Below are 15,580 nucleotides of genomic sequence, written 5' to 3'. Positions count from 1 at the left end.
CGATCGCGCCGGTCAGCGCTCCCCGGCCGGCCGCGTGCGGCGGGATCCGTCGAGTACCGCGTCGAGCAGGCCGGGGAACAGGGCGTCGAGGTCGTCGCGGCGCAGTCGCACCAGCCGGGATCGGCCCATGACGGTTGTCCAGGTGACGCCCGCCTCGCGCAGCACCCGGTAGTGGTGGGACAGCGTGGTCTGGTGCACGTCCAGGTCGCTGCCGATGGCATTGCAGCTCTCCTCGCCGGTCACCGCGAGCCGTTGCACGATCTCCAGCCGCACCGGATCGGCCAGCGCTCGCAGCACCTCCACCATCCGGATCGCGCCGGTCGCGGGTTGGGACACCTCACGCATCGCTTCACTCCGTCCGTGACGAGCCCTCAGCCTACCCACTCATTGATACATGGACAAGCATCCATGTATTGCATACAGTGCCGATCACCCACCTCCGTGATGCTCCGGAAAGGCGGCACGATCCGTGCTGAGACGACTGTTTCCCTTGCCCTGGCCACGTTCGCCGTCGGCACCGACGGCTACGTCATCGCCGGCCTGCTCCCCTCCATCGCCGCCGACCTGGGCGTGTCCACCCCGGCCGCCGGTCAACTCGTGACGGTGTTCGCGCTGGTACTGGCCCTGTCGGCGCCGGTCATGGGCGCCCTCACCAGCGGCCTGAGTCGGCGGTCGGCGCTGCTGATCGCCCTGGGCGTGTTCGTGGTCGGCAACGCCGTCACCGCGCTGGGGACCGGCTACGAGGTGGTGATGGCCGCCCGCGTCGTCACCGCCGTGGGCGCGGGCATCATCACCGCCGCGGCCTCGAGCACCGCGGCCGCCATCGCCCCACCGGAACACCCGGGCCGGGCACTGGCGTTCGTACTGGGCGGCCTGACGTCGGCAACCGCGCTGGGACTGCCGCTCGGCACGCTGATCGGCCGCGCCGACTGGCACCTCACCCTGTGGGCCGTCGCCGGGATCGGGCTGCTGGCCGCCGTCGGCATCGCCGTCGGCCTGCCCGACGTGAAGCTCCCCGCCGCCTCCCCGCCCGACCGCCTGCGCCCCCTCAGGCAGGGCCGCGTACTGGCACTGCCGGCGGTCACCACACTGGCCTTCCTCGCCACTTACACGCTCTACACCTACATCGGCCCCACCCTGCGCGACGCCACCGACGGCGACGAATCGCTGCTGACCCTGATCCTGCCGGCCTGGGGCGTGGGTACGCTCGCCGGGAACATCACCGCCGGACGCCTGGTCGACCGCCGCGACCCCGCCCGCGTCCTCACCGCCACCCTCGCCCTCGCCGCCCTCACCCTGGCGCTCACCCCGCTCGCCACCCGCGCCCTCGCGCCCACCCTGCTCTGGGCGGCCCTGTGGGGCGCGACCGTCGGCGTCATCGTCGTCCCCCAACAGCACCGGCTCATCGCCCTCGGCCCCGCCGCCGCCCCGATCCTGCTCGGCCTCAACTCCTCCGCCCTCTACCTCGGCGGCGGCCTGGGCGGGCTGGCCCAGGAGTGGCTGGGGCTCGCCCCGGCCCAACTGGGGCCGGTGGCCGCCGGCGTCACCGCCGTGACCCTCCTCTGGCACCTGGGAACCGCACGCCGCCCCGCGCTGCCCGCCCCCGCGACACCGGCGCCCATCGCGGCCGAACCGAAAGCGTCGCAGGCGTGACGCCGCCTCCCGGCCGGCCTCCGCGCCGGGTACGGCGGCCGCGGTCGCGGCGCTCGGCGCGGCGGATGCTCGGCGGGCCGGGGTCGATCGAGCCTGCCGCCGCCGACGTGCGGCACGGTGCCGGTGAGGTACGGGTTGTCGACGGCGGGGAACACGGCCTCGATCAGGTCCTGCGGACTGCCCATCCGGCCGCCGAGGCCGGCTCCCACCCACACCGCACCGGTCCGGCGGTCCCTCGCCCGGCTTCGGCCGGGCGATCAGGCCTCGCAGTCGTTCGAGGCCGTGCCGCCGTCGGCGCCGACATCGCAGATGTCGATGCCCGGGCCGCCGACGAGGACGTCCACGCCGGCCCCGCCCTTGAGGGTGTCGTTCCCGAAACCGCCGTCCAGCGTGTCGTTTCCGGGGCCGCCGATCAGCAGGTCGTCCCCGTCACCGCCGCGGAAGCTGTTCTCGACCGCGCCGTAGGCGGCGAACGCGTCGTTGCCCGTACCGCCCGACACGTCCTCCACGTCGGGGCGGATGTTGCTGTTGCGATGGCCGACAAGCCCGTCGTCCGCGATCCCGTCGAGCGTCACCGACACGGCGGTGGTCGCCCAGCCGTAGTTCACCGCGTCGCGGCCCGCCCCACCGGCGATGTCGTACGTCCCCCCGTGCACCACGAAGGTGTCGTTGCCGTCACCGCCCAGCGCGGTCGCGTTGTAGTACAGGTCGACGGCGTCGTCACCCGAACCACCCTCGACCCGGCACGAGTCCGGCGCGAGGGTGTCGTTGCCCGAACCGCCGTAGAGGACACACGAGACACCTCCGAGCTGGTCCGAAACGGTGATCCGGTCGTCACCGTCACCACCGTCGATCACGGCTCGGGAAACGTTCGGGCACAACACGAAGTGGGTCACGTCCCGGTTGCATCCCGGCCCGACCGCCACGCCGCCCGCCGGATCGTAGACGCTCCAGGCCGGGATGGTGTTCGTCTCGTAGAAGTGGTCGTACTGGACCAGAATGCTCGACGACAACCCCGGCGCCCCGACCACGTACACGACGCCACCGTCGACATACACGGTCGTCGGGGCCACCGAAAGCGGCGCGGACGCGGCGGTGTTCGCCAACCCCGCACCCGTCACCGCCGCGACGATCGTCAACCACGCCGTCGCCATGCGTGCGAACCAGCGTCTGCCGTACACGTTCGACCCCCTCCCTCGGCGCCGACGCCCGGTCCAATGCCGACGCGTCGGCGATCACGTACCGGCGGAACACCGCCGCCGTCGGCATCCGGCCCACGGGAAACCAGATTCCTCCCGGCCGCCCCGGCCGCACAGCGCGCGTTCCGGCCGAACCCGACAAGCCCCGAACACAGCGCGGTCGCACGTCGAAACGCGAGTCGCCGCGGACCGCATACCCGCGAACCGCCTCGCCCCCGCACCCGTCCGCACTGCTCAACGCCCGCCACCCGCCCGACCGACGCCCGCTCCCCGCCCCAGCCGAGTCGCGGCCCGCCGTTCCGACGACCGATCCCCCCACCACTGTTCACCTCCCGGCCACGGACAGGTGGCCGGCCGTTCCCCCTCCGCCGGCCCGAAACCTCCGCCGCCCTGGCAAAGCGGCTTCCCGAGGCAGTGCGGCGTTCACGATGCAGGCGGCCAACGGAGAGCGGGCAACCCCTGAGCCTTCGACAGCGCGTACGACGCAGTACCCGACCCATCGCCCCCGGCGGAAAGCGGTTCGCCCCGGGTCTCAGGAAGCCCCGGTCGGCAACATCCGCACCGCGCGGTCGAAGGCCGAATCCCGGTGGTTGGCGAACTCGTCCTCGGTGAACACCGGCTCGCGCACGTTCGGCGGTATGCCGGCGCCGTCGAAGGTACGGCCGTCCCGGGTGCGGAACACCTCGTTGGGCACACCCGCCCGCCAGTCGTTGGGCAGCCGGCGCTGCATGACGTCGGAGAAGACGCCCTGAGTGGGCTCACCGATGCGAATGGTCGAGCCGGGTCGCCCCATCATCGCCTGGACGAAGGTCTCGCCCGCGCTGACCGTGGAGCCGCCGGTCAGGATGGCGATGGGGCCGGTGTAGCGGGTGCTCCGGGGATCGGGACGCACCTCGATCGGCTGGGGGCGGGTGAACCGGCTCGGATCGCGCGGGTCGTTGCGGGCCTGTTTGACGTAGGCGAGGTACGGGCGGTCGCTCAGGCGGGCGGCCAGTCGCAGCCCGAGGTTGTCCATGCCGCCGTCGTTGACCCGTACGTCGATGATCAGCCCGCGCAGCCGGTCCAGTCGTTCCGGCGTGAGGACGGCGTCCAGGGCGCGGTCGAGTTCGGCGCTGTCGGTGAGGTAGCTCGGCGGGCGGTCGGGGAGGTAGGCCATGAATCCGTTGATCCGCAGGTAGCCCTGTCCGTTGGGCAGGTCGGCGTAGGAGACGCGACCGTTCGCGTACTCGGTCGGTGGCCGGCCACCGAGATCGTGGTCGATGATGTGGGCCCGCACTCGCCGATCCAGATCGGCGGTGGGGGCGGTGGTGCCGGGGCGCGTCTCGCTGAAATATCGGTCCGGGCCCGCGGTGAGATCCACGTGTGCGTCGTCGAGTGGATCGATCATGTCCCGCATGATCGCGAAGAGTTCGTCCTCCGTCGTGTGCGCTCCCACCAACGGACGATAGCGATCGCGCGTCGCGTGCCAGTCGACGCCCTTGGCCGCGAAGAACGGATAGTTCTCCTCGAACGACTGCCAGAAGGTGTCGAAGGCGGCCACGCGCCCGGACGGAGCCGAGCGGGTACAGGTCGGCGGCAGGGCACCGACCCGGCGCATCTCCCGGTATCCGGGCGCGTGGGTGAAACGCAGCCGGGCCTGGTTCGTGTGCCGGACCGGCCGAACGCCGACGACCATGCCGTCCGTCGAGTCGTACGTCGTCTCGCCCCGTTCGCCACCGGAACGCCGGGCGCTCGGCCCGGGCAGACAGCCGACCGAAGTGGTCTGGTACTGGCGCAGTGTGCCGTCCTGGATCGTCACGAGCATGCCGTATCCGTCGACGCGCCACACGCCGTCCGATGTGGGCGGTCGGGCCGCGCCGGTGTCGGCGGACGCGGTGGCGCCGGCGGTCAACACCAGCACCGAGGCCGCCGCGATCGTCGAACACGCGCTGCGAAGTCTGGTCATCGTTTCGGTTCCCTTGCGTGGGGGACCGGGGCATGGCCGCCGAATCCGGAACGGACCCGCACCGAAGCGGAGTTCGGCACCGGAACGGAACTCGGCACGCGGCCGATCCACACCCGCGATCTCGTGTCGTCCGTGAACGTGACCACGATCGCGCCCCGGCCGGTCGTGGGGCATCCGGGCACCACCAGAGTCGAGGGTGGGTCTGGACCCACGTTCGCCGGTGTCCCGGCGAAATCGCGTCCGGTGTGGGCTGGTTCGGCGCACGTTCGGTTGGCGCGCACCGCCACCACCACCGCCACCACGGCTGCCACTGCTGCCACTGCTGCCACGGCGCGACAGGATCGTCTGCCACGCGAGTGCCCGGGCCCTCCGGGCGGTGATGCCGCCCGTGCGGACGGAGTCGGCGAGGGCCGCACGGCGGTCAGTTCGGGAGCAGGGACTCCAAAGAGACCTGGGGGTCGGCCAGGCGGGCCTGGTCGACGGCCGCACCGGAGCGGATGAGCGCCTGGACGGGTTCGACCACGTCCCAGACGTTGACGTTCATGCCGGCCAGGACCCGGCCGCCGGACAGCCAGAAGGCGACGAACTCGCGGGCGGCGGGGTCACCGCGGAAGACGACCCGGTCGTAGCCGTCGGGTTCGACGTAGCCGGTGTACTCCATGCCCAGGTCGTACTGGTCGGTGAAGAAGTACGGCAGCCGGTCGTAGACCGCGTCCTGGCCGAGCATCGCCCGGGCCGCGGTCTGCGGCTGGTTCAGCGCGTTGGCCCAGTGCTCGACTCGGATGTGCCGGCCCAGCAGCGGATGGCGGGCGTTGGCGACGTCGCCCGCGGCGTAGACGTCGGGGGCGGACGTACGCAGGTGCTCGTCGGTGACGACGCCGTTGTCGACCGCGAGACCCGCCGCTTCCGCCAGGCCGGTGTTGGGGGTGACGCCGATCCCGACGACGACCGCGTCCGCCTCGATCCGGGTGCCGTCCGTGAGCAGGACACCGTCGACCGCGCCGGAGTCGCCGCCGATCTCGGCGACCCCGACGCCGAGGCGAAGGTCCACTCCGTGATCGCGGTGCAGCTCGGCGAAGACCCGTGCCGCCTCCGGGCCCAGGGCCCGTAGCAGCGGCAGTTCCGCGCTTTCGAGCACCGTCACTTCGGCGCCCGCGGCCCGCGCGGCCGCCGCCGCCTCCAGACCGATCCAGCCGGCACCGATGACGACGATCCCGGCCCCGGGCCGGAACACGGCCTTGAGCCGGTCACTGTCCGCAAACCTGCGCAGATACAACACGCCGTCCAGGTCCGCGCCGGGAACCCGCAGCCGGCGCGGCGAGGCGCCGGTGGCCAGGAGCAGCGCGGCGTAGTCGAGCCGGCTGCCGTCGCCGAGGGTGACCCGGTGCGCGGCGGGATCGAGGGCGGTCGCCGTCGTGTCCAGGCGCAGGTCCACCCCGTGGTCGGCGTACCACCGCTCCGGATGCACGTACGCCTTCTCCCGCTCCTCCTTCCCGAGCAGGTAGCCCTTGGACAGGGGCGGGCGCTCGTACGGGCGCTCCCGCTCGTCGCCGATCAGCACCAGCGGGCCGTCGAAACCCTGCTCCCGCAGAGTCTGCGCGGCCTTCGCCCCGCCCAGACCCGCTCCGACGATCACGTGGGCACGGTTCGCGGTCATGCTCTCTTCCTCCTTTGTCGGGTTCCCGCACCGGCCCGGTCACGGGGACGAGGCAGAGGCGGAACCGAACGCACGGCTCCCGCGACGGCGACCGACACAGCCGGCGGGGACCACGCTGCGAAGGCGGGGCCGACACAGCGAGTGCACCTCCCGCCGGAGGATCCGGGAACCGGCCCCGCCATCCTGACCGCCCCGGGCACCCACCGACGGGTCCGAACACCCCCGCCGCCCGCGAACCACCCGAACGGCCCAGGTCCGAATACCCGACCCGCGGCTCCGATCGTGCCGTCCCGCCGGGGCTCGGCCCGCCCGCCGCAACGGTCATCGGCGCGCCGGGCGGGCGTCGAGTTCGAGCAGGTCGTGGCCGAAACCGCGCGGCGCGCGTGGGTCGGTGCGCGCCGAGGTGAGTACGCGCAGGGCGTCGGTGTGCAGGACGCGACGGCCCGCCGCCTTCAGGGCTTCGACCAGCGCGCCGTCCTCGCCCACCGCCATCGCGGCGAATCCGCCGACTTCCAGGTAGGCGGCGCCGGAGAACCCCAGGTTCGCCCCGTGCACGTGCCGCTTCGTGTCGGATCGGCGGTCGTATCGCGTCTCGAACGCCTCCCGCACGCCCGGCGGGTGCCCGGACCAGTCGTGGACGCGGACGGTGCCGGCGACGGCGTCCCAGCCGTCGCCCGCCCAGGCGATCTGTCGGGTCAACCACCGGACCGGCACTCGGCTGTCGGCGTCGGTGGTCGCCAGCCACATGCCCCGTACGTCACACCTGTCGCCCAACACCGCCGCGAATCCCGCGGCGCGCGCGGCCCCGGCCGCCCCGGCGTCGACCTCGACGACGTGTGCCCCGAACGCGCGGGCGATGTCCGCCGTACGATCGCGGCAACGGTCGGCGGTGACCACCATGGTGACGGGTACGCCCGAGGCGGCGGCGCGGGCGTTCGCTCGACCGAGCGCCCGCAGGCAGCCCGGGAGTTCGTCCTCCTCGTCGCGTGCGGGCACCACCACGACCACGCGCCGCACCCGAGGCGGGCGACCGCCGTGGGCCCTCAACGCAGTCCTTCGAGCGCGGCCGGGGACAACTGCGCGGCGGAGACCGTACCGGTCCGGTCCCGGGTGTCGATCAGGACATCGAGGAGGAAGTCGGGCTCACTGTGTTCGACCACGTGGACCAGGTCGGGCAGCGCCCGCACGGCGGCGTGCACGTGCTCGGCCGAGTCCACGTGTCCGGGCGCGGGTGGGCGCCAGTGCACCGCGACCACGGTCCCGCCCGGGGCCAGGCACGCCCGGGCGCGCGCCAGGACCAGGTCCCGTTCCGACGGTTCGAAGTAGTACAGGAACTCGGACAGCACGATCAGGTCGAATCCGCCGGGCCGGTCCGGCCATTCCCGGGGCAGGACGCGGCATTCGACCCGGACGTGTGGGAGGTCGGCCGTGCGCGTGCGCGCCTGGGTGACGGCGACCTCGGAGAGATCGCAGGCCAGCAGCCGATCACAACGATCGGCGAGCAGCCGGGTGAGGACACCGACCGAGCACGCCGGTTCGAACGCGTCGCGGTATCGCGTTCCGGGCAGCGACGCCACGGTGAGCGCGTATTTGCGTCGGTCGTAGGCGCGGTCCGCGAGGCTCCACGGGTCTGCGGCTGCGGCGTACATCGCGTCGAACGCCGTTCTCGACAACGCCGCGCTCACCGGAACACCACCTCGTAGGGGCGGACGAAATGCTCGATCTCCTCGGGCGGCAGGATCACCCGGTCGTCACGGCCCGGGGCGTGCGGGCGCAGTTGCGTCTCGAAGCACGCGACGGCATCGCGTTTGCGCCGTCGCCGCTCGGGGGTCAGGTCGACCCGGACCGCGCGATCCCACGGAACACGGGGGTCCTCGGGTCGAGCCCAGTGCCACATCCACACCGGGTACTGGACGTGGGCCACGTCGGCGGACGCGCACGCGAGGGCCGCGGCCCGCCCCGCCGCCTCGTGGTCGCCGTGGACGTCTCCCGACCACGGGGCGGCGCAGGTGCCGAAACCCGCCACGAGTTCGACGAGGGTGTCGGCGGCCTCCGCCTCGTGCTCGGCGACCCCGGTGTCCGGCAGCCGCAGGCGCACGATCTCGGCGGTCGAGGTCCCCGCCGGCCCGAGCAGGCCCAGGGCCCGTTCCGTCTCCCGGATTCGGCGCGCGCGCAGGAGCGGGGGCGGGATCGGTCCGCCCGGGTGGGACTTCTCGCCGTCGGTGAGCAGCACCACGCGTACGCGCGAACCCGTGTCGAGGTGGGCGGCGATCAGGCCGCCGGCGCCCAGGATCTCGTCGTCGGGGTGGGCGGCGACGACCACGAGGCCACCGTCGCGGGCCGGGCCGGCCGCCTCGAGGGGGTGCGCGCGGGGCAGGTCGGTCAATGTGCGCCAGGCACGCCACACTCGCTCGGGCGTGCCGGGGGCCTGGATGGGATCGGCGGGCGCGTGTTCGCCGGTCACGATGTCGCCTCCGGGCGCCGGCCATCCGCCTCGGTCGCCACCGCGGCGGCCCGCAGGGCTCCCAGGCGTGCCAGGTCGCGTTCGGCGTGGTGCTGGCGGATGTACACCGTCAGGTCGGCGACCGCGCGGGCGTGTCGGGCGTCGTGACCCAGCGGCCCGGCGCCCAGTGCCCGTCCGACCCGCTCCAGGACCTCCGCACAGGTGCGTTCGACGACGGCGCGCACCCGCAACGCCCGGATCTGCGCGGTGCCCGATCGGTCCAGGGGATCGGCGTCGATGTCCGCGGCGGCCCGCGCCAGGAGCGTTCGGGCGACGGTCAGGGCGAGGTCGACGCCGCCGAGGTGGGCCAGTGCGTGCTCGTCGAGCCGACCCCCGCCCGCCGCCTCGACGAGGGGTCGGCTCACCGCGCGGGCGCCGCCGAGCCAGCACGCCGCCACGCCGACTCCGCCGTGGTGAAAGCCGGGACGGTCGAGATAGGCGTCCACGTCGCCCACGGGTTCGGCCGCGACCGCGTCCAGTTCGACGTCCAGGGTCTCGCTGGCGGCCATGCCGATCGCCGGCCACGAGTCGGGCAGGACGCGATACCCGGGGGCACCGACGTCGATCGTGAACAGGCGCGGCCCGTCCGGGGCGTCGGCGGTCACGAGCGCGTGCGTACAGATCAGGGCGCCCGAACACCACCGTCGGGTGCCGTGCACCCGCCACCGGCCCCGGGTGAGCCGTTCGGCGGTGAGTTTGCTGCCGGGCGGCTCGGCCGCCCACACCCCCCAGCGCGCCCCCGACGCTGCGATCGCGACGCCGTCGCCGACCTCGGCGATGATCGCGAGAGCGTCGGCGTGGCCCTCCGCCAGTCGCCCGAGGGCAAGGTCCCGTTCGGCCGTGGCGGCGAGCGTCTCCCACCGCGTTCCGGTCGCCCCTCCCCCGGGCGCGTCGAGGCCGGTCGGGTACCGGCGGGCGAAGTCGACGAACCAATCCCGCACGTCCCCGCGGTGGAGCCGCGCGATCGTCTCCGCCGACGCCCCGATCGCGAGATCCCGATCCCGATCCCGGAGACCGCGCGTATCGGCGCTGATCTTGTCGATACTCATCCCACACCGCTACCCCTCGAGCCCATCGGCACGCTCCGTCGCACGAGAGCGGCAAGGGCCAGGTCGCCGGGCGGATGCCGAAGGAGTCGATCCACGGTCTTCGGCACGGTGTGCTGCCGGGTCCCGCCTGGGGGACCCGGGTCGACGAGGGGGGTGGATGCCGACCCGCCTTTGCACCGAGATCGGCTGGACCTGACGAATGCGGCTGGACCCGATCCGAACACGGCCCCCATTCGCCGCGGACGAACTCCTGCGCGTCGACCGGAATCGGAAGGCCGCCCGGGTGGTCCGCGCCCCGGTCGTCAGTACTTCTTCCCGGTGCCCGCGACCGTCAGAGCGGCCAACGGCGGTCGGCGAGCACCGGGAACTCCGCCCGTACGGTGTCGATCACCGCGGGGTCGACGTCGCAGCAGGTCACGCCCTCCGCGGTGCCGGCCTCCGCGAGCACGGTGCCCCAGGGGTCGACGACCCGGCTGTGGCCGCCGAGTTCGACGCCGCCCTCCTGCGTGCCGACCGCGTTGCACGCGATGACGAGTACCTGCTCCTCCACGGCGCGGCAGGTGGTGAAGAGCCGCCAGTGCTCGCGTCGGGCGGCCGGCCAGGCGGCCGGTACGATCACCGACTTCGCGCCGCGATCGACCAGCCCCCGCCACAGCTCGGGGAAGCGCAGGTCGTAGCAGGTGGTCGCGCCGATCGGGCCCAGCCCGGTGTCGGCGACCTCCAACGTGTCGCCCGGGGTGAGCAGTTCGGCCTCGCGGGAGGCGTAGCCGAAGACGTGCACCTTGCGGTACGTGTGGACGATCTCGCCTGCCGGGTCGAGCAGCACGGCCGTGTTGAACAGGCGTCCCCGGTCGTCGCGCTCGACGATGCTGCCGAGGTGCACGTGGGCGCCGAGCCGCCGGGCCCAGCCGCGAGCCGCCGTCACGGTGGGACCGGCCAGGGTCTCGGCCCGCTCGGTGTAGGCGTCGAAGGCGAAGTAGCCGGCCGCCCACAATTCCGGCAGCACGACCAGGTCCGCTCCCCGCGCCCGGGTGACCATCCGGTCGACCCGCTCCCGCCGCCGCTGCGGGGACTCCTCCGGCGGGCTGGCGACCTGTAGCAGGGCGATCCTCATGAGCCGTCCTCTCGGGGGGCGAGCCCGGTCCAGTCCGCCATGTCCGGCACGCTCAGGGCAGCCAGCGTGCTCGACAGGTGAGCCGCGACGGCCTGCCCCGCCCGCTCCGCGTCGCCGTCGCGCACCGCGGCGGCGATCGCTCCGTGCTCGTCGAGCACGGCCCGGGCCCGGCTCTCGGTACGGGCCACCGCGCGCAGCCCCATCCGGATCTGCCGGTCCCGCAACGATTCGTAGAACTCGGCCAGTACGGGGTTGCCGGCCGCCTGCACGATCGTGCGATGGAACACCCGGTCGCAGTCGATGAAGGCGACCGGATCGGCGAGCAACCCCGCCTGCTCCGCCACCAGGCGCTCCAACTCGGCGGCGAGCTCCGGCCCCCGCGCGGTGACCCGCCGGATGGTCCAATCCTCGACCAGCTCCCGGGCCTGCATCACGGCGCGGACCTCGGCGTCCGAGATCGGCGGCACGTAGGCGCCCTTCTTCGGCACGATCCGCACGAAACCCTCCGCTTCGAGCCGGAGCAGGGCCTCCCGCACGGGGGTGCGCGAGGTCCCCGCCGCCTGCGCGACCTCCGACTCGGTCAGGAAGGTGCCGTCGTGCCGAGGCATCTGCGCGATGTGCCGCTTCAGCCAGCGGTAGGTCACGTCCTGCGCGGAGCCGCGTTGCGGGCTCGCAGCTTGTACGCCACTCATGAACATCATGTATACAAGTGGCATATCAGCCGTGCAAGTGGCGTTCGACGCCACATTTCCCCGCGCCGTTCCCGACGGAGGACGGATGACGGACCGCGGGTTGTGGACAACGGATGGTGGATGGCGGATGGCGGGTGCGCATTCGCCGGAAGCCGTGCGGCCGGTGCGCTCCACGACCGGGACGACCCCTCGGGCCCCGCATGGCGCGATCCGGTCCCCTGCCCCGAACGACTGCGGCGTTCCGTCCGGTTCGCCGTCCGGCCTCGGATATCATCGCTGTCCGAGGCCGGAAACGACTCCGGAAGATCATCGTTTCGGTCCCGGAGGGAACCCGATGCCCACCTCGCGCCATGAGGACCTGCGCGCCGCGATCACGTGCGCCCGGGAGGCCTTGGCCGCGCATCCCGACGCCGCCACGTCCCCGGCCCTGGCAGCTCTGATCACAGCCGCCGAGCCGTTCGCCAACTTCGCCCCGGCGGTGCCACCCCCGGCCAAACGCCAGTAAAACGTGACATCCCGGGCCGGCGTGTACCGCCGAAGCGGCTCGACGGGCTGATAACTGAAGGCCAAGGGCGTCGAGTTCACCACCGACATCACCGAACAGGGCTGGGGCTCGGTCACCACCCTGGCCGTACCCTGCGCGGGCACGATCGGGCTCTATCAACCACACCACGACACCGCGTACGACCTGGACTGAGCCGCCTCCGCCACCGGACTGCGCGTGCCGTGCCCCGGCACGGCACGGCACGGACGGTGGTTCAGGTGGTCACGGTCGTGCCGCAGGGTTGATCGCGGCGTGCGGATCGGGCCGCCCGGCCTCGCGAGGGGGGGTCGCCGCGCCGACGGCCGGGTCGCCGGGCAGGAGTTCGCCGATCAGGGTGCGGATGTGCTGCTCGATCTCGTCGCGGATGGGGCGCACGGCGTCGATGCCCCGACCCGCGGGATCGGGCAGCCGCCAGTCGAGGTAGCGCTTCCCGGGGAAGATCGGACAGGCGTCGCCGCACCCCATGGTGATGACGACGTCCGACGCCCGCACGGCCTCTGGGGTGAGCACCTTGGGGTTCTGGTCGGCGATGTCGACGCCGACCTCCTTCATCGCCTCGACGGCGACGGGGTTGACCCGGTCGCCGGGAACGGATCCGGCGGAACGGACCTCGACCCGTTCACCGGCGAGGTGACGCAGGAATCCGGCGGCCATCTGGGAGCGACCCGCGTTGTGGACGCAGACGAACAACACGGAGGGCTTGTCGGGCATGTCGATCGGGTTCCCTTCCGGGGGTGACGGCGGCTGCACTGCGACTGCGGGCGGGACGGTTCGCACCGCGGCTCCCGGCGGGGCGGTGTCGCCCGGTGGCCGGGTGTCGGCCCCGAACCTGCCGGGACGTCCGAACACGACGGCGACCAGCGCCAGACCGACGACCCCGCCGCCGAACTGGGCGACGACGAAGCCGGGCACGGAGGCAGGTTCGATGCCGGCGAAGGTGTCGGAGAACGCGCGGCCGACGGTGACCGCCGGGTTCGCGAACGAGGTGGACGAGGTGAACCAGTAGGCCGCGCCGATGTAGGAGGCGACCGCGATCGGCGCGAACCGCAGCCGGTCGGTCCGGGCGAGACCGAAGACCAGCAGTACGAGTCCGGCGGTCGCGACCACTTCGCCGAGCAGGAGGTTCCCGGCCGAACGATCGTGGCCCGACCACTCGACCAGCGCACGGTCGAACATCGCGTCCGCCAGGACGGCGCCCCCGATCGCGCCCGCGACCTGGGCCGGGACGTACACGGCGACCTCGCGGCCGGTCACGCCGGGCCCGCCGCGGCGGGCGGTCCACCACTCGGCGAGGGTGACCACCGGATTGAAGTGGGCTCCGGAGACCGGCCCGAACAGCAGGATCAGCACGCCGAGCCCGAACACGGTCGCGAGCGAGTTCGCGAGCAGTTGTACGCCCACGTCGCCGCTCAGTTCGGTGGCCTGAATACCGGACCCGACCACGACCGTGACCAGCGCGGCGGTACCGACGAGCTCGGCTGCCGCCCGCCGAACGAGCGGTATCGGGGCCGGCGTCACGTCCGGCGCCGGCCGCACGTCCACGTCCGCCTCCACGTCCGTGGATGCGGGCGCGACCGGGAGTCCGCCGCTCACGAGGAGAGGTCCAGCGCGCCCGCGAGCGCGGCGACCACAGGCGGCGCGACCTTGTAGTACACCCACGTCCCGCGCCGCTCCGAAGTCACCAGCCCGGCGTCGCGCAGCTTCTTCAGGTGGTGCGACACCGTCGGCTGCGACACTCCCACGTCCTGGATGTCGCACACGCACGCCTCACCGCCCTCGTGCGAGGCGATCAGCGAGAACAACCGCAGCCGCACCGGGTCGCCCAGCGCCTTGAACATGACCGCGATCCGCTCGGAGTCCTCGACCCCCAGCGGCTCGCGCGACAGCGGCGCGCAGCACGGCACCGCCTCGGCGCGATCCGCCTCCGGAAGCGGAAGCGTCTTGGAATTCGACATACGTCGATATTGACAGGTGTCTATACCGGTGGCAAGGTTGCCGATATCGATGCTCATCAATACAAGGGGGCGACCGGGAACCTCGGGATGGACCTCATGAACGGCGCCCGGGCCCGGGCCACCGGCATCCACGAGGCATTCCGGTCCGCCCCGCCCGCACTCGTCGGCTTCCCATCCCCTTCCCATCACCTTCCCGTCCCCCGTCCAGCCACCTCCCGGAGGTCCCGTCATGTCCCGTGTACAACTCGCCCTGCGCGTAGCCGACCTGCCTGCCTCGATCGCCTTCTACAGCAAGCTGTTCGGCACCGAACCCGCCAAGCTCCGCGACGGCTACGCCAACTTCGCCATCGCGGAGCCGCCCCTCAAGCTCGTCCTCATCCAGGGCACCGAGGGCGAGCCGACGGTGATGGACCACCTCGGCGTCGAGGTCGAGACCGCCGACCAGGTCACCGCCGCCACCACCCGCCTCGCCGAAGCCGGCCTGGCCACGCTCGAAGAAAACGACACGTCCTGTTGCTACGCCGTCCAGGACAAGGTCTGGGTGCACGGCCCCGGCGCCGAACCGTGGGAGGTCTACGTCGTCAAGGGCGACGCCGACCGGATGGCCAAGGACGAAGGCTCCGCCTGCTGCCTGCCCTCCACCGAAACCGGCGTCCCCACCCCCGCCCCCGCGACCGCGCAGGACCTGATCGAGCCGCAGCCCGCGAACTCCGGCGGCTGCTGCGCCTGACCCGCCCGCGTCACCGGCGGTCCCGCACCACCCCGGCGCGCGGGACCGCCGCCGGCCCCGCCCCGCGCCGCGCCCAGGCCGACCAGGGCGCCGAAACCGCTGCCGCCGGCGGCCCCCGCGCCCGGCAGCACCGCGAGGCGTGCGGCCCGCGGCCCCACGGTCTGCCCCAGGACGGCGAGCAATCGGTCGAGTCCGGCCTCCAGTACGGTCCCGAACTCTGGGCGAGCTCCACCACGACCGTGTCGCCACGTTGCGCGTAGCAGGCGCGTACGGCCCGGCCGGTGGGCCCGCCGACGGTGACCTCGCGGCGCCGGAAGCCGCAGTGGACCAAGGCGTCCACGGTGCCCTCGCCACCGTCGGCGACGGGCAGGCCGGTCACCGACAGGCCGGGGCGGGCACGGCGCAGTCCGGCCGCGAGCTGCCGGACCACCTGCGCCGCGCCGAGCGAGCCCTTGAACTTGTCCGGCGCGAGCAGGACGTGCGGCGCCGGCGACGTCCCCGATGGCCGAGGGGCCGGCATCGCCCACGGCGGAGGGGCC

Annotated in this window: 15 protein-coding genes and 2 pseudogenes; 3 read left to right on the top strand and 14 right to left on the bottom strand. The window is 73.1% G+C overall.

What is annotated here, in order from left to right; genetic code table 11:
• Positions 1–12: 12 nt before the first annotated feature.
• A complete protein-coding gene (locus ACWCPW_RS21815) occupies positions 13–345 on the bottom strand; it encodes an ArsR/SmtB family transcription factor (protein ID WP_449763249.1) in 333 nt (110 codons plus the stop codon).
• Between the two features lie 99 nt (positions 346–444).
• Here ACWCPW_RS21815 and ACWCPW_RS21810 point away from each other — a divergent pair, with 99 nt between their 5' ends.
• Positions 445–1,653, top strand: coding sequence for an MFS transporter (locus ACWCPW_RS21810; protein WP_449763248.1), 1,209 nt, complete (start codon positions 445–447; stop codon positions 1,651–1,653).
• Positions 1,654–1,910: 257 nt separating this feature from the next.
• Here ACWCPW_RS21810 and ACWCPW_RS21805 read toward each other — a convergent pair whose 3' ends face one another.
• The 9 genes from ACWCPW_RS21805 to ACWCPW_RS21765 form a co-directional block, all read right to left on the bottom strand.
• On the bottom strand, positions 1,911–2,834 hold the full coding sequence (locus ACWCPW_RS21805) for a calcium-binding protein (protein ID WP_449763247.1): 924 nt from the start codon (positions 2,832–2,834) through the stop codon (positions 1,911–1,913).
• A gap of 550 nt (positions 2,835–3,384) precedes the next feature.
• Entirely contained in the window at positions 3,385–4,797 is a 1,413-nt protein-coding gene (locus ACWCPW_RS21800; RefSeq protein WP_449763246.1) for a S41 family peptidase, read from the bottom strand.
• Between the two features lie 421 nt (positions 4,798–5,218).
• A complete protein-coding gene (locus ACWCPW_RS21795; RefSeq protein WP_449763245.1) occupies positions 5,219–6,454 on the bottom strand; it encodes an NAD(P)/FAD-dependent oxidoreductase in 1,236 nt (411 codons plus the stop codon).
• 321 nt (positions 6,455–6,775) lie between these two features.
• The gene (locus tag ACWCPW_RS21790) at positions 6,776–7,462 is read right to left on the bottom strand and encodes a glycosyltransferase (protein WP_449763244.1); all 687 of its coding nucleotides are present in this window, start codon (positions 7,460–7,462) and stop codon (positions 6,776–6,778) included.
• A gap of 35 nt (positions 7,463–7,497) precedes the next feature.
• Positions 7,498–8,139 (bottom strand): class I SAM-dependent methyltransferase, encoded by a 642-nt coding sequence (locus ACWCPW_RS21785; protein ID WP_449763243.1) that lies wholly within the window; start codon positions 8,137–8,139, stop codon positions 7,498–7,500.
• Positions 8,136–8,918: a PIG-L deacetylase family protein gene (locus tag ACWCPW_RS21780; RefSeq protein ID WP_449763242.1), complete on the bottom strand. Its 783-nt coding sequence runs from the start codon at positions 8,916–8,918 to the stop codon at positions 8,136–8,138. The genes ACWCPW_RS21785 and ACWCPW_RS21780 overlap by 4 nt, the downstream gene beginning before the upstream one ends.
• Complete coding sequence (locus ACWCPW_RS21775) at positions 8,915–10,006, bottom strand: acyl-CoA dehydrogenase (RefSeq protein WP_449763241.1); 1,092 nt, start codon at positions 10,004–10,006, stop codon at positions 8,915–8,917. The genes ACWCPW_RS21780 and ACWCPW_RS21775 overlap by 4 nt, the downstream gene beginning before the upstream one ends.
• Positions 10,007–10,337: 331 nt before the next feature.
• Entirely contained in the window at positions 10,338–11,120 is a 783-nt protein-coding gene (locus ACWCPW_RS21770) for a carbon-nitrogen family hydrolase (RefSeq protein WP_449763240.1), read from the bottom strand.
• Positions 11,117–11,812 (bottom strand): GntR family transcriptional regulator, encoded by a 696-nt coding sequence (locus ACWCPW_RS21765; RefSeq protein WP_449763239.1) that lies wholly within the window; start codon positions 11,810–11,812, stop codon positions 11,117–11,119. Before ACWCPW_RS21765 ends, ACWCPW_RS21770 begins: the two co-directional genes overlap by 4 nt.
• Positions 11,813–12,146: 334 nt before the next feature.
• Here ACWCPW_RS21765 and ACWCPW_RS21760 point away from each other — a divergent pair, with 334 nt between their 5' ends.
• Positions 12,147–12,317, top strand: coding sequence for a hypothetical protein (locus tag ACWCPW_RS21760; protein WP_449763238.1), 171 nt, complete (start codon positions 12,147–12,149; stop codon positions 12,315–12,317).
• 351 nt (positions 12,318–12,668) lie between these two features.
• On the opposite strand, the pseudogene ACWCPW_RS21755 reads toward ACWCPW_RS21760, so the two are convergent.
• From ACWCPW_RS21755 to ACWCPW_RS21745, 3 genes and pseudogenes are all read right to left on the bottom strand, one after another.
• Positions 12,669–13,067: pseudogene (locus ACWCPW_RS21755) on the bottom strand (arsenate reductase ArsC); the annotation flags it as partial.
• 117 nt (positions 13,068–13,184) lie between these two features.
• Positions 13,185–13,910 (bottom strand): annotated as a pseudogene (locus ACWCPW_RS21750) (aquaporin); the annotation flags it as partial.
• 35 nt (positions 13,911–13,945) lie between these two features.
• Positions 13,946–14,311: an ArsR/SmtB family transcription factor gene (locus ACWCPW_RS21745; protein WP_449763237.1), complete on the bottom strand. Its 366-nt coding sequence runs from the start codon at positions 14,309–14,311 to the stop codon at positions 13,946–13,948.
• Positions 14,312–14,540: 229 nt separating this feature from the next.
• On the opposite strand from ACWCPW_RS21745, the gene ACWCPW_RS21740 reads away from it, so the two are divergent.
• The gene (locus ACWCPW_RS21740; RefSeq protein ID WP_449763236.1) at positions 14,541–15,041 is read left to right on the top strand and encodes an ArsI/CadI family heavy metal resistance metalloenzyme; all 501 of its coding nucleotides are present in this window, start codon (positions 14,541–14,543) and stop codon (positions 15,039–15,041) included.
• Between the two features lie 10 nt (positions 15,042–15,051).
• Here ACWCPW_RS21740 and ACWCPW_RS21735 read toward each other — a convergent pair whose 3' ends face one another.
• Positions 15,052–15,561 (bottom strand): glycerate kinase, encoded by a 510-nt coding sequence (locus ACWCPW_RS21735; protein ID WP_449763235.1) that lies wholly within the window; start codon positions 15,559–15,561, stop codon positions 15,052–15,054.
• Positions 15,562–15,580: the final 19 nt, after the last annotated feature.

The sequence above is a fragment of the Embleya sp. NPDC001921 genome, from assembly GCF_053594475.1.
Note: the sequence above shows the minus strand (reverse complement) of the source record. Positions and strands in the feature narration are given on the sequence as shown.